The organism is Citrobacter sp. CtB7.12 (assembly GCF_001297795.1).
Classification (GTDB): Bacteria; Pseudomonadota; Gammaproteobacteria; order Enterobacterales; family Enterobacteriaceae; genus Citrobacter_A; species Citrobacter_A amalonaticus.
Map to the genome: position 1 here is coordinate 56600 of NZ_LIFT01000014.1, position 21899 is coordinate 78498.

18 protein-coding genes are annotated in these 21899 nt (G+C 53.5%); 8 read left to right on the top strand and 10 right to left on the bottom strand.

Annotation, left to right across the window (positions count from 1 at the left end; translation table 11 throughout):
- Nucleotides 1–13: 13 nt before the first annotated feature.
- The 8 genes from rffG to trxA all read right to left on the bottom strand — a co-directional run bounded on the left by rffG (nt 14) and on the right by trxA (nt 7855).
- Nucleotides 14–1081: a dTDP-glucose 4,6-dehydratase gene (rffG, locus tag AOY24_RS16640; RefSeq protein WP_054177001.1), complete on the bottom strand. Its 1068-nt coding sequence runs from the start codon at nt 1079–1081 to the stop codon at nt 14–16.
- A complete protein-coding gene (wecC, locus tag AOY24_RS16645; RefSeq protein WP_044267324.1) occupies nt 1081–2343 on the bottom strand; it encodes a UDP-N-acetyl-D-mannosamine dehydrogenase in 1263 nt (420 codons plus the stop codon). The genes rffG and wecC overlap by 1 nt, the downstream gene beginning before the upstream one ends.
- Entirely contained in the window at nt 2340–3470 is a 1131-nt protein-coding gene (wecB, locus tag AOY24_RS16650; protein ID WP_042998790.1) for a non-hydrolyzing UDP-N-acetylglucosamine 2-epimerase, read from the bottom strand. Before wecB ends, wecC begins: the two co-directional genes overlap by 4 nt.
- Nucleotides 3471–3525: 55 nt before the next feature.
- Entirely contained in the window at nt 3526–4572 is a 1047-nt protein-coding gene (gene wzzE / locus AOY24_RS16655; RefSeq protein WP_042998789.1) for an ECA polysaccharide chain length modulation protein, read from the bottom strand.
- An 11-nt stretch (nt 4573–4583) separates the two neighbouring features.
- Nucleotides 4584–5687, bottom strand: coding sequence for a UDP-N-acetylglucosamine--undecaprenyl-phosphate N-acetylglucosaminephosphotransferase (wecA, locus tag AOY24_RS16660; protein ID WP_042998788.1), 1104 nt, complete (start codon nt 5685–5687; stop codon nt 4584–4586).
- 238 nt (nt 5688–5925) lie between these two features.
- A complete protein-coding gene (gene rho, locus AOY24_RS16665; protein ID WP_002437993.1) occupies nt 5926–7185 on the bottom strand; it encodes a transcription termination factor Rho in 1260 nt (419 codons plus the stop codon).
- 87 nt (nt 7186–7272) lie between these two features.
- Nucleotides 7273–7392 (bottom strand): rho operon leader peptide, encoded by a 120-nt coding sequence (locus AOY24_RS24110; RefSeq protein ID WP_071887707.1) that lies wholly within the window; start codon nt 7390–7392, stop codon nt 7273–7275.
- Nucleotides 7393–7525: 133 nt separating this feature from the next.
- Complete coding sequence (trxA, locus tag AOY24_RS16670; protein ID WP_001280776.1) at nt 7526–7855, bottom strand: thioredoxin TrxA; 330 nt, start codon at nt 7853–7855, stop codon at nt 7526–7528.
- A gap of 239 nt (nt 7856–8094) precedes the next feature.
- Between trxA and rhlB the strand changes: the two genes are divergently transcribed.
- Complete coding sequence (rhlB, locus tag AOY24_RS16675) at nt 8095–9363, top strand: ATP-dependent RNA helicase RhlB (protein WP_054177002.1); 1269 nt, start codon at nt 8095–8097, stop codon at nt 9361–9363.
- A gap of 135 nt (nt 9364–9498) precedes the next feature.
- Nucleotides 9499–10983 (top strand): guanosine-5'-triphosphate,3'-diphosphate diphosphatase, encoded by a 1485-nt coding sequence (gene gppA / locus AOY24_RS16680; protein WP_042998786.1) that lies wholly within the window; start codon nt 9499–9501, stop codon nt 10981–10983.
- 44 nt (nt 10984–11027) lie between these two features.
- Here the strand turns inward: gppA and rep are convergent, their stop codons facing one another.
- The gene (gene rep, locus AOY24_RS16685; protein ID WP_044258274.1) at nt 11028–13052 is read right to left on the bottom strand and encodes a DNA helicase Rep; all 2025 of its coding nucleotides are present in this window, start codon (nt 13050–13052) and stop codon (nt 11028–11030) included.
- Between the two features lie 381 nt (nt 13053–13433).
- On the opposite strand from rep, the gene AOY24_RS16690 reads away from it, so the two are divergent.
- From AOY24_RS16690 to ppiC, 4 genes are all read left to right on the top strand, one after another.
- Nucleotides 13434–14573: a sugar diacid recognition domain-containing protein gene (locus AOY24_RS16690; RefSeq protein ID WP_042998784.1), complete on the top strand. Its 1140-nt coding sequence runs from the start codon at nt 13434–13436 to the stop codon at nt 14571–14573.
- A 119-nt stretch (nt 14574–14692) separates the two neighbouring features.
- Nucleotides 14693–15961: a GntP family permease gene (locus AOY24_RS16695; protein ID WP_042998783.1), complete on the top strand. Its 1269-nt coding sequence runs from the start codon at nt 14693–14695 to the stop codon at nt 15959–15961.
- Nucleotides 15962–15968: 7 nt separating this feature from the next.
- Nucleotides 15969–17114 carry a glycerate kinase gene (locus tag AOY24_RS16700; RefSeq protein ID WP_042998782.1) on the top strand — a complete coding sequence of 382 codons (1146 nt, stop codon included), beginning with the start codon at nt 15969–15971 and terminating at the stop codon, nt 17112–17114.
- Between the two features lie 101 nt (nt 17115–17215).
- Nucleotides 17216–17497: a peptidylprolyl isomerase PpiC gene (gene ppiC / locus AOY24_RS16705; protein ID WP_001140251.1), complete on the top strand. Its 282-nt coding sequence runs from the start codon at nt 17216–17218 to the stop codon at nt 17495–17497.
- A 122-nt stretch (nt 17498–17619) separates the two neighbouring features.
- Here ppiC and ilvC read toward each other — a convergent pair whose 3' ends face one another.
- A complete protein-coding gene (ilvC, locus tag AOY24_RS16710; protein ID WP_044267332.1) occupies nt 17620–19095 on the bottom strand; it encodes a ketol-acid reductoisomerase in 1476 nt (491 codons plus the stop codon).
- Nucleotides 19096–19253: 158 nt separating this feature from the next.
- On the opposite strand from ilvC, the gene ilvY reads away from it, so the two are divergent.
- Together ilvY and fabV are read left to right on the top strand one after the other, a co-directional pair.
- On the top strand, nt 19254–20156 hold the full coding sequence (gene ilvY / locus AOY24_RS16715) for an HTH-type transcriptional activator IlvY (protein WP_054177003.1): 903 nt from the start codon (nt 19254–19256) through the stop codon (nt 20154–20156).
- 132 nt (nt 20157–20288) lie between these two features.
- Nucleotides 20289–21482: an enoyl-ACP reductase FabV gene (gene fabV, locus AOY24_RS16720; protein ID WP_042998779.1), complete on the top strand. Its 1194-nt coding sequence runs from the start codon at nt 20289–20291 to the stop codon at nt 21480–21482.
- Nucleotides 21483–21899 lie beyond the last annotated feature (417 nt).

Sequence of the window (21899 nt, forward strand, 5' to 3'; positions counted from 1 at the left end):
CTCCTCCGGGAAATTAGCCCTTCAGACCTAAACGTTGCCCCTGATAACTGCCGTCTTGTACGGGCTTCCACCAGGCCTCATTCGCCAGATACCACTGCACGGTTTTACGCATGCCGCTTTCAAAGGTTTCCTGCGGCGTCCAGCCAAGCTCACGGGCGATTTTTGACGCATCAATGGCGTAACGTAAGTCGTGACCAGGACGATCGTCCACAAAGGTAATCAGGTCGCGGTAATGTGCGATACCCTGTGGTTTGTTCGGCGCCAGCGTTTCCAGCAGCTCGCAAATCGTCTCAACCACGTCCAGATTCTTACGCTCGTTATGACCGCCGATGTTATACGTTTCACCGACTTCTCCGGTGGTCGCCACGCAGTACAGCGCTCTCGCGTGATCGTCCACATACAGCCAGTCGCGGACCTGCTGTCCGTTGCCATACACCGGCAGCGGTTTGCCCGCCAGCGCATTAAGAATCATCAGCGGGATCAGTTTTTCCGGGAAGTGGTAAGGGCCATAGTTGTTAGAGCAGTTGGTGATAAGGGTTGGAAGACCGTAAGTGCGCAACCAGGCGCGCACCAGGTGATCGCTGCTGGCTTTCGACGCGGAATAGGGGCTGCTAGGGGCGTAGGGCGTCGTCTCAGTAAAGAAATCATCCGTCGAGTGCAGATCGCCATACACCTCGTCCGTCGAGATATGGTGGAAGCGAAACGCCGATTTCTTCTCGTCAGCCCGTTCACTCCAGTACGCCCGCGCCGCTTCCAGCAGCGTGTAGGTGCCAACAATGTTGGTTTCGATAAACGCCGCCGGTCCGTCGATGGAACGATCGACATGGCTTTCGGCGGCCAGGTGCATCACGCAGTCTGGCTGATATTGTTGAAAAACCCGATCCAGCGAGGCGCGATCGCAAATATCCACTTTCTCGAAAGCAAAGCGATCGTTCTGCGCAACCTGAGCCAGCGACATCAGATTGCCGGCGTAGGTGAGTTTATCCACCACCACCACCGCATCTGCCGTCTCATTAATGATATGCCGTACCACCGCTGAGCCGATGAAACCTGCGCCACCCGTCACCAGAATCCGTTTCATTAACGCCACACTCCTTTGGTATCCACGACGTACTGCTGCTGCACAGCATCGCCCTGAATGGCTTTAAACTGGCTATGATCGACCAGCATCACCAGCACGTCGGCCGTCGCCAGCGCGTCGTTCAGGGCGGCAAGAGTACAAAGACCGTCCAGCTTTTTCGGCAACTGGTGAATATTCGGTTCCACCACCAGCGTTTCACCGCTGTGCCACTGGGCGATACTTTTTGCGATCCCCATTGCCGGGCTTTCACGCAAATCGTCGATATTGGGTTTGAATGCGAGGCCAAAGCAGGCGATTTTCACCTCGCTGGCGCGCTTATTCGTCGCCGCCAGGCAGTCCGCAACGGCGGCTTTGACCTGATCGACGACCCAGTGTGGTTTACCGTCGTTTACTTCACGCGCGGTACGGATCAGACGCGACTGCAACGGATTCTGCGCCACGATGAACCACGGGTCGACAGCAATACAGTGCCCGCCCACACCCGGTCCCGGCTGGAGAATGTTGACGCGTGGATGACGGTTCGCCAGGCGGATCAGTTCCCAGACGTTAATCCCCTGCTCGGCGCAAATCAGCGACAGTTCGTTCGCAAAGGCGATATTGACGTCGCGGAAGCTGTTTTCCGTCAGCTTGCACATTTCGGCCGTACGGGAATTGGTCACCACGCACTCGCCTTCAAGAAATATTTTGTACAGCTCGCTGGCACGCGCCGAGCACACCGGCGTCATGCCGCCGATGACCCGGTCATTCTTGATCAGTTCAACCATCACCTGACCCGGCAGAACGCGCTCAGGACAATAGGCGATATTCACATCCGCCTGCTCGCCCGCCTGCTGCGGGAAAGTGAGATCCGGACGCATTTCGGCCAGCCACGCCGCCATCTGTTCGGTCGCGCCAACCGGAGAGGTCGACTCGAGGATTACCAGCGCGCCCTTTTTCAGCACTGGCGCAACGGATTTCGCCGCCGCTTCGACATAGGTCATATCCGGCTCATGCTCACCTTTAAACGGCGTCGGTACTGCAATCAGATACGCATCGGCATCGACAGGGGTCGTGGTGGCGCGCAGAAAACCGCCTTCCACCGCCGTTTTCACGACGTTATCGAGGTCCGGCTCAACAATATGGATTTCACCGCGGTTGATGGTCTCCACCGCATGCGGGTTAACGTCCACCCCAATCACCTGCTTTTGGCGCGAAGCAAAGGCAGCCGCCGTCGGCAAACCGATATATCCCAGCCCAATAACAGAAATGGTAGAAAAACTCATAGCGATACCCGATTGTTTTTTAATGCGTGTAAAATGCGGCCGCAGGCCTGCCCGTCACCGTAAGGGTTATGGGCGCGGCTCATAGCCTGATATTCGTTTTCGTCATGCAGCAAACGCGTGACTTCTTCAACAATGCGCTGTGGGTCTGTCCCCACCAGACGCACGGTCCCGGCGGTAATGGCCTCGGGTCGTTCGGTTGTTTCACGCATCACCAGCACCGGTTTGCCCAGTGACGGCGCCTCTTCCTGAATCCCGCCGGAGTCCGTCAGAATCAGCCAGGCGTGATTCATCAGCCAGACAAAGGGCAGATAGTCCTGCGGTTCAATCAGCGTCACGTTTTCAACATGACCGAGAATGCGGTTGACCGGCTCGCTGACGTTCGGGTTCAGGTGCACTGGATAGACAATCTGCACATCCTGATTGGCGGCCGCAATCTCCGCCAGCGCATGGCAAATCTGCTCAAATCCACGGCCAAAACTTTCGCGACGATGACCGGTCACCAGGATCAGTTTTTTATCCGAACTGAGGAACGGATACTGCTCGGCCAGTTCTGAACGCAACGTATCACTAGCCAGAACGCGGTCGCGCACCCAGATCAGCGCATCGATCACCGTATTGCCGGTGACAAAGATGCGGCTGTCGGCAATATTCTCGCGCAACAGGTTTTGCCGCGAGTTCTCCGTCGGCGCAAAGTGATACATCGCCAGATGCCCGGTCAGCGTACGGTTTGCCTCTTCCGGCCACGGGGAATAGAGATCGCCAGTGCGTAACCCGGCCTCGACATGGCCGACCGGTATACGTTGATAAAACGCGGCCAGACTGGTCGCAATCGTGGTGGTGGTATCTCCGTGTACCAGTACCACATCTGGCTTGAAGTCAGCGAGGATAGGCTTCAACCCTTCCAGTATCCGACAGGTTATCTCTGTCAATCCCTGACCCGGTTGCATAATATTGAGATCGTAATCAGGAACAATAGAAAAGAGATTCAATACCTGATCGAGCATCTCCCGGTGCTGCGCGGTGACGCAGACTTTTGCGTCGAAATCAGGATCCTTTGCCAGCGCATGCACCAGAGGTGCCATTTTTATGGCTTCCGGTCGCGTGCCAAATACAGTCAGTACTTTCACATCGATTCTCTTCGAATAGTCAGTGAGGGCCCAGCCCCTCACTGCGGCAGTCGTGCTAAATCGTGCGGCGGCGGGTTAACGCAACACCTGCGCCGATAAGCCCCCCCACGATGCCCCACATCACCATCAGGAAGGCACGGCGCGGGCTATCGCGTTTTACCGGTTCTTCCGGTGTACGCAAATAGCGATAGGTCTGAAAACGCGGGTCCAGCGTGGGGCCCACATTCAATGTATTTAGCATGGCTCGATTCTGGAAGTAGTCCAGATCGAAAGAGGGGCCGACCGCCTGTAAATTTTCAAGGCGTGCCTGGAGCATGGGACGTCCGAGCAGAAACAGCTCCGAATCCGGTAATTCATCCGCTGGCACATCGGTCGCACTGCGGGAGATATTGTGCTGTTCAGCGATTTTAAGCGCCTGTTCAATACTGCTCACGCGGCGGGAGAAAATTGCTTTCGCCACCTCTTCCTGACGTTTGACCTGCGCCTTCATTTGCACGGTCCGCGCGGCCCACGCGCCTTTCAGTTCTTCATTGAGATGGCTTGCCGCACGCTGGCTGGAGAACGCCACATACTGACGCAGCAGATTGTTCGCATCAGGTGCGGTTTCGGCAATCAGCTTGACGCTGTCGTTAATGGCACGGGCAAAATCACCGGGAGTGAACTGAATGTTGTTGATCATCTCATCCAGCATGGCGGCATCGGCCTTGCTGTTGCCAACCATCCGCTGCTTGTAATAGTCAGTTTGCAGCCAGAAGTCGCGACGCGTATCCCAGGAGGCCAGTTGCATCACAAACTCTTTATAGGCTTCGTCCATGACCGAAGGTTGATCACCTGACGCGTTGTCCGCTTTCGCATCCAGATTCCGCAAAAACTGCTGTTGGGAATAGTAACCCCCCAGCATATTCACCGTGGGGCGATCGGAGATCGCGGTCGCGCTCCACTCCTGACGAGCAAAAAAAGTATACGCCAGCGCGATCAGCGCGAATAACAGCGCGATACCGACAATCCACACCTTCCCGGCCCATAAGGTACGAAACAACCCACGAATATCCAGTTCATTTTCAGCGCTCACAACGTGTGCCCCCGGTAATGGTTGAGTCATCGCACCCTCATTTACTTGGTTAATTTTGGATTGTTATCACGGTTTCTTCGTAATCTGCGCTTCATGCGCTTAATGAACCTCGCCACCTTCCAGGCACGTTTAATGCAGTAACCGTAGAGGAAGAATGCTAGCAAAAAGAGCACCAGCATGACCCATTCCGGGACAAAATGAGAATATTCCGCCAGCACGCCAATCGAGGCCAGTATTGCGGCGGCTAGCGTGATCAGGACAAACGCCTGACGTGAAGTAAACCCTGCACGCATGATCAAATGATGAATATGCTGACGGTCTGGCGAGAACGGGCTCATCCCTTTACGCAGACGACGATACATGATGGCCACCATGTCCATCAGCGGAATGGCGATGATCCATAGCGCGGTAACCGGGCTTATCGGGTGCGTTTTACCCTGGGTAGTTTCAAGCAGGATCCAGATAACGGTAAAACCAATCAGCGTACTGCCGGCGTCACCCATAAACACTTTATAGCGACGGCCAAGCGCACCGAGGTTCAAGAGAATATAGGGCAGGATGGCGGCGATCATGGCAAAGCACCAGATAGCCAGACTGGTCTGTCCATCAAACCACAGAATAAGCCCCATTGCGGCAAATGAGACGCTGGAGAGCCCGCCTAATAAGCCATCGATACCATCCACCATGTTGAAGGCATTGATCGCGGCCCATACGGCGAAGAGCGTGAGGAAATAACCAAACGGGCCGAGCACCATCTCCCACGGGCCAAAGATATAACCGAGGCTGCTGAGATAAAGCTTGCCCACCGCCATCATAATTACGCCGATAGCAGCCTGAATGGTGGCACGTATTTTTACGCTAATATCAAAGCGATCGTCCAGTGCACCGATAAAGACCAGGACACCGGCACAAGCCAGATAGAGAGCAGCGTGGGGGATATAGACATTCACAATGCTAAATGTGAAACAAATCCCCGCATAAACTGAGATGCCCCCAACCAACGGTATCAATCCCTGGTGGCGTTTACGGAAGTTGGGTTTATCCACTAAACCGACCTTTTTTGCGACCTTCCGTGCAAAAAACAGGAACAGTGTCGTGAATAAAAAAATACTGATGAGATCAGTACTGACTGTCAGTAAATTCACAATGCGTGCTCTCAGAGAAAATTATAAGCAGAAGTATAACCACGAAGGCCTGTATTCAGAAGGGAAACTCCACTCCGAACCGTCTGTTTTGTATAATTATTAACCACGTGTCGCACTTGATGGCTGACGCACGTGCAGCGGAGGACAATAACCCCTGATTTGTTAACTTGTCGTTAAGATTACAGACATAAAAGCAAAACGCCACGTAAAAACGTGGCGTTTTCGGCTGAGAGCTCGTTTACGAGCGCTTCATCATGTCGAAGAAGTCGTCGTTAGTCTTGGTCATCGCCAGTTTATTAATGAGGAATTCCATTGCGTCGATTTCGCCCATCGGGTGAATAATCTTGCGCAGGATCCACATTTTCTGCAACTCTTCCTGAGTGGTGAGCAGCTCTTCTTTACGGGTACCGGAACGGTTGTAGTCGATAGCCGGGAAGACGCGTTTTTCAGCAATCTTACGAGAGAGGTGCAGTTCCATGTTACCGGTGCCTTTAAACTCTTCGTAGATGACTTCATCCATCTTAGAGCCGGTATCGATCAACGCCGTTGCGATGATGGTCAGGCTGCCGCCCTCTTCCACGTTACGCGCCGCACCGAAGAAACGCTTCGGACGATGCAGAGCGTTAGCGTCCACACCACCGGTCAGCACTTTACCGGAAGCCGGAACCACGGTGTTGTATGCACGTGCCAGACGGGTGATGGAGTCGAGCAGAATGATAACGTCTTTTTTGTGTTCAACCAGACGTTTCGCTTTCTCGATCACCATTTCCGCTACCTGAACGTGACGGGATGCCGGTTCGTCAAAGGTAGAAGCAACAACTTCACCTTTCACCAGACGTTGCATCTCGGTCACTTCTTCCGGACGTTCGTCAATCAGCAGCACCATCAACACACAGTCAGGGTGGTTGTAAGCGATGCTCTGCGCAATGTTTTGCAGCAGCATGGTTTTACCGGCTTTCGGCGGTGCGACGATCAGACCACGCTGACCACGACCGATTGGTGAAGCCAGATCCAAAACGCGCGCCGTTAAGTCTTCGGTAGAGCCGTTACCACGTTCCATACGCAGACGAGAGTTTGCGTGCAGCGGGGTTAAGTTTTCGAAGAGAATTTTATTACGGGCGTTTTCCGGTTTGTCGTAGTTAACTTCGTTAACTTTCAGCAGCGCAAAGTAGCGTTCGCCTTCTTTTGGCGGGCGAATCTTACCAGAGATGGTATCACCAGTGCGGAGGTTGAAACGGCGGATTTGGCTGGGGGAAACGTAGATGTCATCAGGACCGGCGAGGTAGGAGCTGTCTGCAGAACGGAGGAAACCAAATCCATCCTGCAATATCTCCAGCACACCGTCACCAAAGATATCTTCGCCACTCTTTGCGTGCTGCTTCAGGATGGCAAAAATAATGTCCTGCTTACGCATACGAGCCAGGTTTTCCAGCCCCATATTTTCGCCGAGAGTGATCAGCTCAGAAACCGGCGTATTCTTTAATTCGGTAAGATTCATAGTGGTGTGAGTTCTTAAACTTGGGGTAAATCTCGAACTTAATGTTGTGAATGGTATGGCAGGGTCATCCATGCCTGTTTACGGCCATCAACTCATGTCTGTTCGCTGTCTGGTCACAGGAAAGTACGCAGAACTGAAACGACAAGACGGATTGAATGATAAGCCAGGAATCTGTCCACTTCGCGTGCGAGAAAAAACGGGAAGTATTGGAGTTATCAAGATTCAAACTTAATAAGGTATGTTTAATACGAAGTCAACACTAACTTAGCACGACTCAAGTCGGGCGTCCAGTCATCCGAATCAATTAGGATTCAGGTCGCCCGAACATGAGACGTCCGGCTTACGCCAGGTTCGCGTCGAGGAACTCTTTCAGCTGACCTTTGGACAGTGCGCCCACTTTGGTCGCTGCAACCTCACCGTTCTTGAACAGCAGCAGGGTCGGGATGCCACGGATACCATACTTCGGCGCAGTGCCTGGGTTTTGGTCAATGTTCAGTTTAGCAACCGTCAATTTGCCCTGATATTCGTCAGCGATTTCATCCAGAATCGGGGCGATCATTTTGCACGGTCCGCACCACTCTGCCCAGAAATCAACGAGGATCGCCCCGTCCGCTTTGAGTACATCCGTGTCAAAACTGTCGTCAGTCAGGTGAATAATTTTATCGCTCATATAAACTCCACAGGAATAAGCCTGGTGTGTTGGTGTATACACATCATCCTTTAAGCTGCCTCTTTGTTGGCTTCACTCATCGTCCAGGTCACGTACTCTGTACGTTCTTGTGGACGCGTTCGCTTGCCGCCTCGACGCATCATGAATGATTTGTGTACAGCATTAACCAACTAAAGGTTGACTTTATTTCACCGGATACGCTTTCGTAAAGCAATAGTAAGCTGATATTCTACCACACTATGAGCAAAACACATTTAACAGAACAGAAGTTTTCCGACTTCGCCCTGCACCCAAAGGTTATCGAAGCCCTTGAAAATAAAGGCTTTCATAACTGCACGCCCATTCAGGCCCTCGCACTGCCGCTTACGCTGGCTGGTCGCGATGTTGCAGGGCAGGCGCAAACCGGTACCGGAAAAACGATGGCGTTCCTGACGTCAACGTTTCATTATCTTCTCTCTCATCCCGCGATTGACGATCGCAAGGTGAACCAGCCACGCGCCTTAATTATGGCACCGACGCGTGAGTTAGCCGTGCAGATCCACGCTGATGCCGAGCCGCTGGCGCAGACGACCGGTCTGAAGCTGGGTCTCGCTTACGGCGGTGACGGTTACGACAAACAGCTAAAAGTGCTGGAAAGCGGCGTCGATATTCTCATCGGCACCACGGGTCGTCTGATCGATTACGCGAAACAGAATCACATCAACCTGGGCGCCATCCAGGTGGTGGTCCTCGATGAAGCCGATCGCATGTACGATCTGGGCTTTATTAAAGATATTCGCTGGCTGTTCCGCCGCATGCCGCCGGCCAACCAACGCCTGAACATGTTGTTCTCTGCTACCCTCTCTTACCGCGTGCGTGAACTGGCGTTCGAACAGATGAACAACGCCGAATACGTTGAAGTCGAGCCGGAACAAAAAACGGGTCACCGTATTAAAGAAGAGCTTTTCTATCCGTCTAACGAAGAGAAAATGCGCTTACTGCAAACGCTGATCGAAGAAGAGTGGCCGGATCGCGCCATCATCTTCGCGAACACCAAACACCGCTGCGAAGAAATCTGGGGTCATCTGGCCGCCGATGGTCATCGCGTTGGTTTGCTGACTGGCGATGTGGCGCAGAAAAAACGTCTGCGTATTCTCGATGAATTTACCCGTGGCGATCTGGATATTCTGGTCGCAACCGATGTTGCCGCGCGCGGCCTGCACATTCCTGCCGTCACGCACGTTTTTAACTACGATCTGCCGGACGATTGCGAAGACTACGTACACCGCATCGGTCGTACGGGCCGTGCTGGTGCAAGCGGTCACTCGATCAGCCTGGCCTGTGAAGAGTACGCCCTGAACCTGCCTGCGATTGAAACCTACATTGGTCACTCGATTCCGGTGAGTAAATACAACCCGGAAGCGTTGATGAACAATCTGCCGAAGCCGCTGCGCCTGACGCGTACACGCCCTGGCAATGGCCCGCGCCGCTCTGGCGGTGCTCCGCGTAATCGTCGTCGTTCAGGTTAAGAAAGTTATGCCATACACAACATCATTCTGCCTGTATCAGGGCGGCAAGAAAACGAATCCTGATGAACTTACTTTAGCCAGTGATTCGGGTGAAAAAACACAGCCAGCACAGATACCGGTTGAAGGATGAAGTGTATGAATTCTACCTCGTTGTACGCCGCTATCGATCTCGGTTCCAATAGTTTTCATATGCTGGTCGTACGCGAGGTAGCGGGCAGCATCCAGACGCTCACGCGCATTAAACGCAAAGTGCGTCTGGCCGCCGGTCTAAACAGCAACAATGTCCTTTCTGCTGAAGCAATGGAACGCGGCTGGCAATGCCTGCGTCTGTTTGCCGAGCGCCTTCAGGATATTCCGCAGCCGCAAATTCGCGTGGTCGCTACGGCTACGTTACGTATCGCGGTAAACGCCAGCGAGTTTATCGCTAAAGCGCAGGAAATCCTCGGTTGTCCGGTTCAGGTCATCAGCGGTGAAGAAGAAGCGCGCCTGATTTATCAGGGCGTGGCGCACACCACTGGCGGAGCGGATCAGCGTCTGGTCGTCGATATCGGCGGCGCCAGCACCGAACTGGTCACCGGAACAGGTGCGCAAACCACCTCCCTGTTCAGCCTGTCAATGGGCTGCGTCACCTGGCTCGAACGCTACTTTACCGATCGCAATCTGGCACAAGAGAATTTCGACGAAGCGGAAAAAGCGGCGCGCGATGTGCTGCGCCCGGTCGCCGATGAACTTCGCTATCACGGCTGGAAAGTCTGCGTCGGTGCCTCCGGTACCGTTCAGGCGTTGCAGGAAATCATGATGGCGCAGGGGATGGATGAGCGCATCACGCTGGCGAAACTGCAGCAGTTGAAACAGCGGGCGATTCACTGTGGTCGTCTGGAAGAGCTTGAAATTGAAGGCTTAACCCTGGAACGCGCGCTGGTGTTCCCCAGCGGGTTGGCTATTCTTATCGCCATCTTCACCGAACTCAATATTCAGTGTATGACCCTGGCCGGTGGGGCATTACGTGAAGGGCTGGTCTACGGGATGCTGCATCTTGCGGTGGATCAGGATATTCGCAGCCGCACGCTGCGTAATATTCAGCGCCGGTTTATGGTGGATACCGAACAGGCGCATCGCGTTGCGAATCTGGCGGTGAGTTTTCTCGATCAGGTAGAAAATGAGTGGCATCTTGAGCCGATCAGCCGCGAACTGCTGATCAGCGCCTGCCAGCTGCACGAGATAGGCCTGAGCGTTGATTTTAAGCAAGCGCCTCAGCATGCCGCCTATCTGGTCCGTAATCTGGATCTGCCGGGCTTCACGCCCGCACAGAAAAAACTGCTCGCCACGCTATTGTTAAATCAGACCAACCCGGTCGATCTCTCGTCGTTGCATCAGCAAAATGCCGTACCGCCGCGTGTGGCGGAGCATCTTTGTCGTCTGCTCAGACTGGCGATTATCTTCGCCAGCCGCCGTCGTGACGATCTGGTGCCAGCCATTACGCTACAGGCATCGAATGAAATTCTCACCCTGGCGCTACCGCCGGACTGGCTGGAACAGCATCCGCTGGGGAAAGAGTTGATTGAACAAGAAAGCCAGTGGCAGAGCTATGTCCACTGGCCTTTAGCAGTGCGTGAATGATTCACTGCCGGAGGGCGGCGTAAATGCCTAATCCGGCCTCCAGCCTACGATTTCTCTCTTTTCGCCGCCATCATCGCTTTCAGATTCGCCAGATGGCTTTGCCCTTTCTGCATTCGCTCTTCGGCGCTCACCACTTTACGCTCCTGCTCCCAGATCAGATCGTCCTGCGGTAACTCCAGCAGGAAACGGCTCGGCTCCGGACGCACCAGTTCACCGTACTGACGTCGCTCTTTACACAACGTAAAAATCAGCTCTTTCTGCGCGCGGGTGATGCCGACATAAGCCAGGCGGCGCTCTTCATCAATGTTGTCTTCATCGATGCTGCTCTGGTGTGGCAGGAAGCCTTCTTCCATACCCACCATAAACACATACGGGAACTCCAGCCCTTTCGAGGCATGCAGCGTCATCAATTGTACCTGATCCAGCTCTTCCTCACTCTCGCCGCGCTCCATCATGTCACGTAGCGTGAAGCGGGTGACAACCTGAGTGAGCGTCATCGGCTCATCCAGTTCGCTGCCTTCCAGCATTTCGGTCATCCAGCTAAACAGCTGGTTGACGTTTTTCATGCGCATTTCAGCGGCTTTTGGGCTGGGCGACGTTTCGTAAAGCCAGGATTCGTAATCAATTCCGTGGATGAGATCGCGAACAGCGGCAATCGGCTCACGTTCTGCCAACCGCTGAACCTCGCCCAGCCAGTGGGTAAAACGGGTGAGCGAGTCATAGCCGCGCCCGGTGAGCGTCTGGCTCAGCCCCAGATCAAAACTGGCGGTAAACAGGCTTTTGTTCCGCGTCATCGCCCATTCACCCAACTTTTGCAGCGTGGCGGGGCCGATTTCACGCTTTGGCGTATTCACAATACGCAGGAACGCGCTGTCATCATCCGGATTGGTCAACACCCGCAGATAGGCCAGCAAGTCTTTAATTTCCGGACGCGAGAAGAACGACGTTCCACCGGAGATTTTGTAGGGGATCCGGTTCTGCATGAGGAATTTTTCGAATACTCGCGCCTGGTGGTTGCCGCGATACAGAATGGCGTAATCTTTGTATTCCGTTTTATTTACAAAGTGATGGGCGATGAGTTCCCCGGTCACCCGCTCGGCTTCGTGCTCCTCATTATTCGCACTCAGAACTTTGAGTTCCGCGCCATATCCCAGCTCGGAAAAAAGCCGTTTTTCAAAGACGTGCGGGTTATTGGCAATGAGGATGTTCGCCGCCTTCAGGATCCGCCCGGAGGAGCGGTAGTTCTGCTCCAGTTTGATCACCTGTAACGCCGGAAAATCCTGACTTAACAACACCAGGTTTTGCGGACGCGCCCCGCGCCAGGAGTAAATCGACTGATCGTCGTCCCCTACGACGGTGAATCGCGCCCGGTTTCCCACCAGCAATTTCACCAGTTCGTACTGACTGGTGTTGGTGTCCTGATATTCATCCACCAGCAGATAGCGAATCTTGTTCTGCCAGCGCTCACGCACCTCTTCATTACGTTGCAACAGCAGCGTCGGTAGCAGAATCAAATCATCAAAGTCGAGGACATTGCAGGCTTTCATATGCGCGTCGTACAGCCCGTAGCAGTGCGCAAAGATACGATCGCGCTCGCCTTTCGCACCGGCGGCCGCCTGTGCGGGCGTTTTGAGATCGTTCTTCCAGTTCGAGATCGTCGAGATCAGCTGTTGCAGTATCACTTTGTCGTCTTCAATCAGCCCTTCCGTCAGATCTTTGAGCAGCGCAACCTGGTCCGTGTCATCAAACAGCGAAAAATTCGACTTCATCCCCAGCGCGGCGTATTCGCGTTTAATCACCTCCAGCCCTAGCGTATGGAAAGTGGAGATCATCAACCCGCGCGCTTCTTTGCGTCCCAGCGTCTGTCCGACACGCTCTTTCATTTCGCGCGCCGCTTTATTAGTAAAAGTCACCGCCGCAATGTGTCGCGCCTGGTAGCCGCAGCCACGGATCAGATGGGCGATCTTGTTAGTGATCACGCGTGTCTTACCGGAACCCGCCCCCGCCAGCACCAGGCACGGTCCGGTGACGAATTCGACAGCTTGTTGTTGGCCGGGGTTTAAACGCATAGGTAAAAGTGCTCAATCTTCGAACGGGGGACGAATTGTAGCAGAAAGCGAGGTCGAGATTGAGCTTTCCGTAACCGCGCGTAACGCTGCCTGTGAGGGTAAGTAAGCTTGTGCTGCTGTCCAGATTCTGAACAATCCTGAACGCCGATCACACGGAAAAAATTACACAACGCCTGCACAAGAGGTTTAATTAACATATTGAGTATAAAAGAAAAACAGTAACAATAGTCGGACTAAGCTGCTTTGGCTTGTATAAACCGACAAAAAAGAAGACCGTTCATCCCACTTTCTTTGTTTATTCAACCGAAACATTTCTGAACCAAATACGCTAATAAATCAGGTGCTGCCACGTACCGCACCTCCTCTTATGCTGAGCATACAATGAATAAGATCCAGGCCACTTACTACCTACAAGACTCAACCGCTCGCCAGATAGTCCAACGCACGATGGGGATTATCCCCTATTCGGTTAACGTCATGAACGAGCACGGCATGATCATTGCCTCAGGTGAGGCGTCCCGTTTACATCAGCGCCATGAAGGTGCGGTGCTGGCGTTAACTGAAAACCGGATTGTTGAAATCGATTCGGCGACGGCTGACAAACTCAAAGGTGTGAAGCCCGGTATTAACTTGCCAATAAATTTTCGCGATCAGCTTATCGGCGTACTGGGTATCACCGGAGAGCCGGGTGAGGTGAAGGCTTATGCGCAACTCGTCAAGATGGCGTCGGAACTCATTATTGAACAAATGGCGTTACTTGAACAAAAACAGTGGGATAAACGCTACCGCGAAGAGCTAATCAACCAGCTTATTTTACGCGACCCGCCTCCGTCATCGTTAAGCGCCGTGGTCTCATGGTTAGGCGTTAATCTCCAGCTGCCGCGCGTGGTGCTTATCATGGAATTGCAGCAACCTGATCGCGATGCGCTACGTACGCTGATGGATTATTTTGAATACAGTGCCCGTGACCATCTGGTGACATTTTCCGACTTTAACGAGCTGATTATCCTCAAACCCGTCACCCTGAAAAATGGGACTCTCAATAAATCGCTGGAGCAGCACGAGCTACAGAAATTTAAGCATTACGCACAGTCCTGCGGCTTTTCACGGCTCATCGTCGGCGGCTATTTTGCGGGAGAAAATGGCCTGCGACGCTCCTATCAGACAGCGAAATCAACCCAGGCGATGGTGAAAAGGCTGAAGCTTAAGCATCAGTTTATCTTTCACGATGACTACGCGCTGGCCTCATTGCTGGGGGGACTTTCCGGCACCTGGCAAGCGGAAGAGTTATCAAAAATATGGTGCGAGTTGGTTACTCAGGACAGCAAAGGCGTCATGCAAAAAACATTGGAGCACTATTTCGAACATAATTGTGATCTTTCGCAAACTGCCACCAGTCTGCATATTCACGTAAACACCCTGCGCTATCGACTGCAACGCGTTGAAGAGATAACGGGAATAAAAATCAACAACTTGAAACAACTCCTTTGGTTGTACATTGGCATGGAGCTGCAACGGTAGTCTGTATTTTCCTCCAAATTTACATCCTGTCAGACGCGTATTTTTTAGCGGATCCTCACAAGGCTATTCCCGGCGGCTTCTCCATACTGCCTCAGTCAATTTTATGGAGAAAGCAGAAGATGGTTTCAATATCCGCAACAGGCGCCATCATCGCACTCGTGGTGGCGATCGTCTTAATATTACGCAAAGTCTCTCCCGCGTACGGCATGATGGTGGGTGCGCTGGTCGGTGGTCTCGTCGGCGGGGCAGACCTGGTCCAGACCGTCACGCTGATGGTCACGGGTGCGCAGGGCATCACCAATGCCGTACTGCGCATTCTCGCTGCAGGCGTACTGGCCGGTGTGCTGATCGAATCCGGCGCCGCGAACACAATCGCGGAAACGGTAGTGAAAAAAGTGGGCGAAAGTCGTGCCCTGCTTGCCTTAGCCATTGCCACTATGATTCTGACGGCCGTTGGCGTTTTTATCGATGTCGCGGTGATTACCGTCGCGCCGATTGCGCTTTCGATCGCCAGACGCGCCGGGCTATCAAAACTCGCCATTTTGCTGGCGATGATTGGCGGTGGCAAAGCGGGTAACGTCATGTCACCGAATCCCAATGCCATTGCCGCTTCGGATTCGTTCCATGTCCCGCTCACATCCGTCATGATGGGGGGGATTATTCCCGGATTGTTCGGCCTGGCAATCGCCTATTTTCTGGCGAAGCGTCTGAGCCAAAAAGGCTCGATGGTCACGACGGAAGAGATCATTTCTCAGGACACGCACGGCACACAACCCGGATTTCTGGCGGCCATCAGCGCCCCCCTTGTTGCCATTATTCTGTTAGCGCTGCGTCCTGTGGCGGGCATTGCTATCGATCCGCTCATTGCTCTGCCAGTGGGAGGATTAGTCGGCGCAATCCTGATGGGCCGATTTAAACAAAGTAACGCCTTTATGATGTCCGGGCTGACGCGCATGGCACCTGTCGCCATTATGCTGCTCGGTACCGGCACGCTGGCTGGCATCATTGCCAACTCAGCGTTAAAAGAGGTCCTGATCGACGGATTAACCTCTTCCGGTCTCCCTTCTTATCTCCTGGCCCCCATCTCTGGCGCAATTATGTCGATGGCCACCGCGTCGACAACGGCCGGAACCGCCGTTGCAGCAGGCGTGTTCAGTCAAACGCTGCTGGGACTTGGCGTCTCTGCGCTTGCCGGTGCAGTCATGATTCATGCCGGGGCGACGGTTCTGGATCATCTCCCTCACGGCAGTTTTTTCCACGCCACTGGCGGTAGCGTCAGTATGCAAATCCATGAACGCTTAAAACTTCTGCCTTATGAAACCCTTGTTGGTTTCGTCATCGCATTGATTTCGACACTGCTGTTTGGTGTCTTCGGACTCGCCGGGTAAGCACACAATGAAAATAGTTATCGCACCAGATTCATTTAAAGAAAGTTTGTCTGCCATGCAGGTGGCGACGGCTATCGAACAGGGGTTTCGCGAAATATATCCCGATGCCCAGTATGTCAAACTCCCTATGGCGGACGGCGGCGAAGGCACCGTTGAGTCGATGGTGGAGGCCACTGAGGGCCATTACCACTTTATCGATGTCACAGGCCCTCTGGGAACACCGGTCCAGGCACGCTGGGGAATGCTGGGTGACGGGAAGACGGCGGTGATCGAAATGGCTGCGGCGTCAGGTCTCCACCATGTGCCGCCAGAGCATCGTAACCCACTGCTGACCACCAGCTATGGAACGGGCGAGCTCATCCTTGCCGCACTCGATCGGGGCGTTGAGCACATTATTCTTGGCATTGGTGGTAGTGCGACGAATGACGGAGGCGCGGGCATGCTACAGGCGCTGGGCATCGACCTCCTTGATGAAAAAGGAGACGCGCTTCCCGAAGGCGGCGGTGCGCTCAGTAAACTGGCAACAATCGACACTTCCCACGCCGACCCGCGTCTAAAGACGGTCTCCATCACCGTGGCCTGCGACGTCAACAATCCGCTGTGCGGTCCGACGGGGGCCTCTGCCATTTTCGGCCCACAAAAGGGGGCGACGGAAGCGATGGTTGCAGCGTTAGACGGTGCGCTGGCGGTTTATGGCAAGCGACTACAGGAGTTTACTGGTCGGGATGTAATGAATGCGCCGGGCGCTGGCGCAGCAGGCGGAATGGGAGCCGCATTACTCGGTCTACTGGGCGCTGATTTAAAACCCGGTGTGGAGATTGTGATTAACGCGCTGCAACTGGAGCGCCTGGTAGCCGATGCCAGTCTGGTGATCACCGGAGAAGGTCGCCTCGACAGCCAGAGCATCTGCGGCAAAACGCCGATTGGCGTTGCCCGCTGCGCCAAACGCTATCAAAAACCGGTTATTGCGCTTGCCGGCGGTTTGACCCAGGATCATCAGATTGTTCATGAGCATGGGCTGGATGCCGTTTTCTCGGTGTTGACGCGCATCGCCACGCTACCGGAAGCCTTAGAGGACGCAGAATACAATCTGCGCATTTCGGCACGTAATATTGCCAGCGTCTGGAAGCTGTCGCAGCAGCAAATTCACTAATCCTATATCCAGGCCAGTCACCAACCGCTGGCCTGGATATTCTTTCCCTCTCCCCACATGCTAAAATCGCCCCCTTCATTTCCCCGACTCAAGGCACGATCATGGCAAAAACCGCAGCAGCACTGCATATCCTTGTTAAAGAAGAGAAACTGGCACTGGATCTTCTGGAGCAGATTAAAAACGGCGCCGACTTCGGCAAACTGGCGAAGAAACATTCCATCTGCCCGTCAGGCAAACGAGGCGGTGACTTAGGCGAATTCCGCCAGGGCCAGATGGTTCCGGCGTTCGATAAAGTGGTCTTTTCCTGCCCCGTGCTGGAACCGACCGGCCCGCTGCACACCCAGTTCGGCTACCACATCATCAAAGTGCTGTACCGTAACTAAGCAAAAGCCCAGAGCGTTCAGACTCTGGGCTTTTTTTGCCGGATGGCACGATGCTTATCCGGCCTTCGGCTTTGCACTTTTGTAGGTCGGGTCAGGCGTAGCCGCCACCCGACAATGTCGGTTTAACCCGCAACGGCAATGCGCTTCATATCGGTCATATAACCACGCAGTTTCTGACCGACTTTCTCGATAGCATGGCTGCGAATCGCGTCATTTACATCGCGTAACTGAGCGTTATCCACTGCGCCTTCAGCAATCGCTTTACCCAGGTCGCCGGTCTGCAGCGTGGTCATGAACTCTTTCAGCAGCGGTACGCAGGCATAAGAGAACAGGTAGTTACCGTATTCTGCAGTATCAGAGATCACCACGTTCATTTCGTACAGACGCTTACGCGCAATGGTGTTGGCGATCAGCGGCAGCTCGTGCAGGGATTCGTAGTACGCGGACTCTTCGATGATGCCGGAATCCACCATGGTTTCAAACGCCAGCTCAACGCCCGCTTTTACCATCGCGATCATCAGTACGCCTTTATCGAAGTACTCCTGCTCGCCGATTTTGCCTTCATACTGCGGCGCGGTTTCGAACGCGGTTTTACCAGTCTCTTCACGCCATGTCAGCAGTTTCTTATCGTCGTTAGCCCAGTCAGCCATCATCCCGGAAGAGAACTCACCGGAGATGATGTCGTCCATGTGTTTCTGGAACAGCGGCGCCATAATTTCTTTCAGCTGTTCGGACAGCGCGTAAGCGCGCAGTTTCGCCGGATTGGACAGACGGTCCATCATCAGCGTGATACCGCCCTGCTTCAGCGCTTCAGTGATCGTTTCCCAGCCGAACTGAATCAGTTTCTCGGCATATGCCGGGTCAGTCCCTTCTTCCACCAGCTTATCGAAGCACAGCAGAGAACCAGCCTGCAGCATACCGCACAGAATGGTCTGCTCGCCCATCAGGTCGGATTTCACTTCCGCCACGAAGGAAGATTCCAGCACGCCCGCACGGTGACCGCCGGTCGCTGCAGCCCAGGCTTTAGCAATCGCCATGCCTTCGCCTTTCGGATCGTTTTCCGGGTGAACCGCAATCAGCGTCGGCACACCGAAACCACGTTTGTATTCTTCACGCACTTCAGTACCCGGACACTTCGGTGCCACCATCACTACGGTGATGTCTTTACGGATTTGCTCGCCCACTTCAACGATGTTGAAGCCGTGAGAGTAACCCAGCGCCGCGCCGTCTTTCATCAGCGGTTGTACGGAACGCACTACGTCAGAGTGCTGTTTGTCTGGCGTCAGGTTAACCACCAAATCCGCCTGCGGGATCAGCTCTTCATACGTGCCGACTTTGAAGCCGTTTTCAGTCGCTTTACGCCAGGATGCGCGCTTCTCAGCAATCGCCTCTTTACGCAGGGCGTAGGAGATATCCAGACCGGAATCACGCATGTTCAGGCCCTGGTTCAGGCCCTGCGCGCCACAGCCGACAATGACCACTTTTTTACCCTGAAGGTAGCTCGCGCCATCGGCGAACTCATCGCGGCCCATAAAGCGACATTTACCCAGCTGTGCCAGCTGCTGGCGCAGGTTCAGTGTATTAAAGTAGTTAGCCATGGTGGTGTACTCCGTGATGTTGTGTTGTGGTGCTTATTATTCGGTTCGCTGTTCAGCGAGAATGACTCCACAGTACAACAGGAAATTTATTGCGGAAATTGATATATTCACAACGTCACATTGCAATAACTGCAACGTAAAAATTAAGAGGTTCGCCGGTGGATATACGCGATCTGAAAATGTTCCTGCATCTGGCGGAAAGCCGCCACTTTGGCCGCAGCGCGCGGGCGATGCACGTCAGTCCTTCTACGCTGTCACGGCAGATCCAGCGCCTTGAGGAAGACCTCGGGCAGCCGTTGTTTGTCCGCGATAATCGCACAGTCACGCTGACCGAAGCGGGTGAAGAGCTGCGAACGTTTGCCCAGCAGACGCTGTTGCAGTATCAGCAACTGCGTCACACCCTCGATCAGCAAGGTCCGTCGCTATCGGGCGAACTGCATATTTTCTGCTCGGTGACCGCCGCCTACAGCCATCTGCCGCCAATCCTCGATCGCTTTCGCGCTGAGCATCCCTCAGTAGAAATTAAACTCACCACCGGCGACGCCGCCGATGCCATGGAAAAGGTGGTGACCGGCGAAGCGGATCTGGCGATTGCCGGTAAGCCTGAAACGCTGCCGGGCGCGGTGGCGTTTTCGATGCTGGAAAATCTGGCGGTGGTACTCATTGCCCCGGCGCTGCCCTGCCCGGTACGCAATCAGGTTTCGGTGGAGAAACCCGACTGGTCTACGGTGCCATTCATCATGGCCGATCAGGGGCCTGTGCGCCGCCGCATTGAACTGTGGTTTCGTCGCCATAAAATCAGCAACCCGCAGATTTACGCCACCGTGGGGGGTCACGAAGCGATGGTGTCGATGGTCGCACTCGGCTGTGGCGTGGCGCTACTGCCCGAAGTGGTGCTGGAAAACAGCCCCGAACCGGTGCGCAATCGCGTCATGATTTTAGAGCGTAGCGACGAGAAAACTCCGTTCGAACTGGGCGTCTGCGCGCCGAAAAAACGGCTGCATGAGCCGCTTATTGATGCGTTCTGGAAAATTGTGCTGGAGCGCAAAATTGCCGAGTAGTATCAGCGTCAGGTCTAAAATCAGAGGTAGATTCAGTTTTGCGGAATCTTTTCTGTATAATGACCCGCCATAATACACAGACGGTGTCATTGCCCCTATGACAGCGAAACACAAACTAAATTAGCCATCATTATGATAATCAAGCCAAAAATCCGTGGATTCATCTGTACAACGACCCATCCGACTGGCTGTAAAGTCAATGTGGAAAAGCAGATCGAGTACGTTAAACAAAACGGGAAAATCGAAAACGGTCCTTCCCGCGTGCTGGTCATCGGTGCTTCAACCGGCTATGGACTGGCATCAAGAATCTCCGCAGCGTTTGGCAGCGGAGCCGCCACTATCGGCGTATTCTTCGAAAAACCGGGTACCGAATCTAAACCAGGTTCAGCAGGCTGGTATAACGCCGCGGCTTTCGATGAAGCTGCAAAGCGGGAAGGTCTGTATTCCAAAAGCATTAACGGTGATGCGTTCTCCGACGAATGTCGTGATGAAGTCATCAAGCTCATCAAAGAAGACCTGGGTCAAATTGATTTAGTCGTTTATTCACTCGCTTCCCCGGTTCGTAAAATGCCGAAAACGGGTGAAGTTGTCCGTTCGGCGCTGAAACCTATTGGTGAGGTTTACACCTCTAAAGCGATTGATACCAATAAGGATCAGATCACGACGGCCAGCATTGAGCCCGCAACGGAAGAAGAAGTTCAGAACACCGTGACCGTAATGGGCGGAGAAGACTGGGAGCTGTGGATAGATGCCCTGCGCCAGGCCAATGTGCTGGCCGACGGCGTGAAAACCGTTGCTTATTCTTACATCGGTACCGACCTGACGTGGCCAATCTATTGGCATGGCGCGCTGGGCAAAGCGAAAGAAGACCTTGACCGTGCGGCAGGTGCGCTGCGTAATCAACTGTCTTCAATCAATGGCACAGCCAACGTTGCGGTCCTGAAATCGGTAGTCACACAGGCTTCTTCAGCCATTCCAGTAATGCCGCTGTATATCTCTATGGTCTTCAAACTGATGAAAGAACAAGGGATTCATGAAGGATGCATTGAGCAGATTAACCGTCTGATGACCACCAGCCTGTACGGTGACAAGGCTGCGCTTGATGACCACCAGCGTATCCGCATGGATGACTGGGAACTGCGTGAAGATATTCAGCAGGCATGCCGGGATCTGTGGCCGCTGATCACCACCGAAAACCTGGCGCAAGAAACCGATTATGCAGGCTACAAGCTGGAATTTCTTAACCTGTTCGGTTTTGGCCTCGACGAAGTCGATTACGAGGCTGATGTGAACCCCGAAGTCGAATTTGATGTGGTGACTCTGTAATTTGCTGATGTAAGAGCAAAAACAGACGTCTGATCAAGTCCTGGCTGAAAAGTCAGGACTTTAACTAATCAGAGCAGTGCCGCCCTGCGTAAAGAATATTCCCTACCGCAATCTATGAAACCTTCCCCTTGTTAAGCCGTTCCCAAAAACAGAACAAGTAGTCTGTGATGCTTGAGAGACGGCGTTGTGGCGATAACATTGGGTGAAAGGCGTCGGCACTTGCTACACGAAAATATATTTATGTGTAATGCCTGACGCACAGAGTAAATCATCACCTTATAGATATTAATAAATAACGAATAAACTGTTACTATTTTTCATGCCATAAACCAGTAGACTTAATAACGACAACTCCTGTACGATGCAATCTGATGTTAGATATATATAACGCAAATTAAGTTGTGAATTAACTTAACG

What these genes read in the sequence shown, in the direction of transcription:
- rffG (WP_054177001.1), bottom strand. Translation starts at nt 1,081, where the DNA reads ATGAAACGGATTCTGGTGACGGGTGGCGCAGGTTTCATCGGCTCAGCG.
- wecC (WP_044267324.1), bottom strand. Translation starts at nt 2,343, where the DNA reads ATGAGTTTTTCTACCATTTCTGTTATTGGGCTGGGATATATCGGTTTG.
- wzzE (WP_042998789.1), bottom strand. Translation starts at nt 4,572, where the DNA reads ATGACTCAACCATTACCGGGGGCACACGTTGTGAGCGCTGAAAATGAA.
- rho (WP_002437993.1), bottom strand. Translation starts at nt 7,185, where the DNA reads ATGAATCTTACCGAATTAAAGAATACGCCGGTTTCTGAGCTGATCACT.
- trxA (WP_001280776.1), bottom strand. Translation starts at nt 7,855, where the DNA reads ATGAGCGATAAAATTATTCACCTGACTGACGACAGTTTTGACACGGAT.
- rhlB (WP_054177002.1), top strand. Translation starts at nt 8,095, where the DNA reads ATGAGCAAAACACATTTAACAGAACAGAAGTTTTCCGACTTCGCCCTG.
- gppA (WP_042998786.1), top strand. Translation starts at nt 9,499, where the DNA reads ATGAATTCTACCTCGTTGTACGCCGCTATCGATCTCGGTTCCAATAGT.
- rep (WP_044258274.1), bottom strand. Translation starts at nt 13,052, where the DNA reads ATGCGTTTAAACCCCGGCCAACAACAAGCTGTCGAATTCGTCACCGGA.
- AOY24_RS16690 (WP_042998784.1), top strand. Translation starts at nt 13,434, where the DNA reads ATGAATAAGATCCAGGCCACTTACTACCTACAAGACTCAACCGCTCGC.
- AOY24_RS16695 (WP_042998783.1), top strand. Translation starts at nt 14,693, where the DNA reads ATGGTTTCAATATCCGCAACAGGCGCCATCATCGCACTCGTGGTGGCG.
- AOY24_RS16700 (WP_042998782.1), top strand. Translation starts at nt 15,969, where the DNA reads ATGAAAATAGTTATCGCACCAGATTCATTTAAAGAAAGTTTGTCTGCC.
- ppiC (WP_001140251.1), top strand. Translation starts at nt 17,216, where the DNA reads ATGGCAAAAACCGCAGCAGCACTGCATATCCTTGTTAAAGAAGAGAAA.
- ilvC (WP_044267332.1), bottom strand. Translation starts at nt 19,095, where the DNA reads ATGGCTAACTACTTTAATACACTGAACCTGCGCCAGCAGCTGGCACAG.
- fabV (WP_042998779.1), top strand. Translation starts at nt 20,289, where the DNA reads ATGATAATCAAGCCAAAAATCCGTGGATTCATCTGTACAACGACCCAT.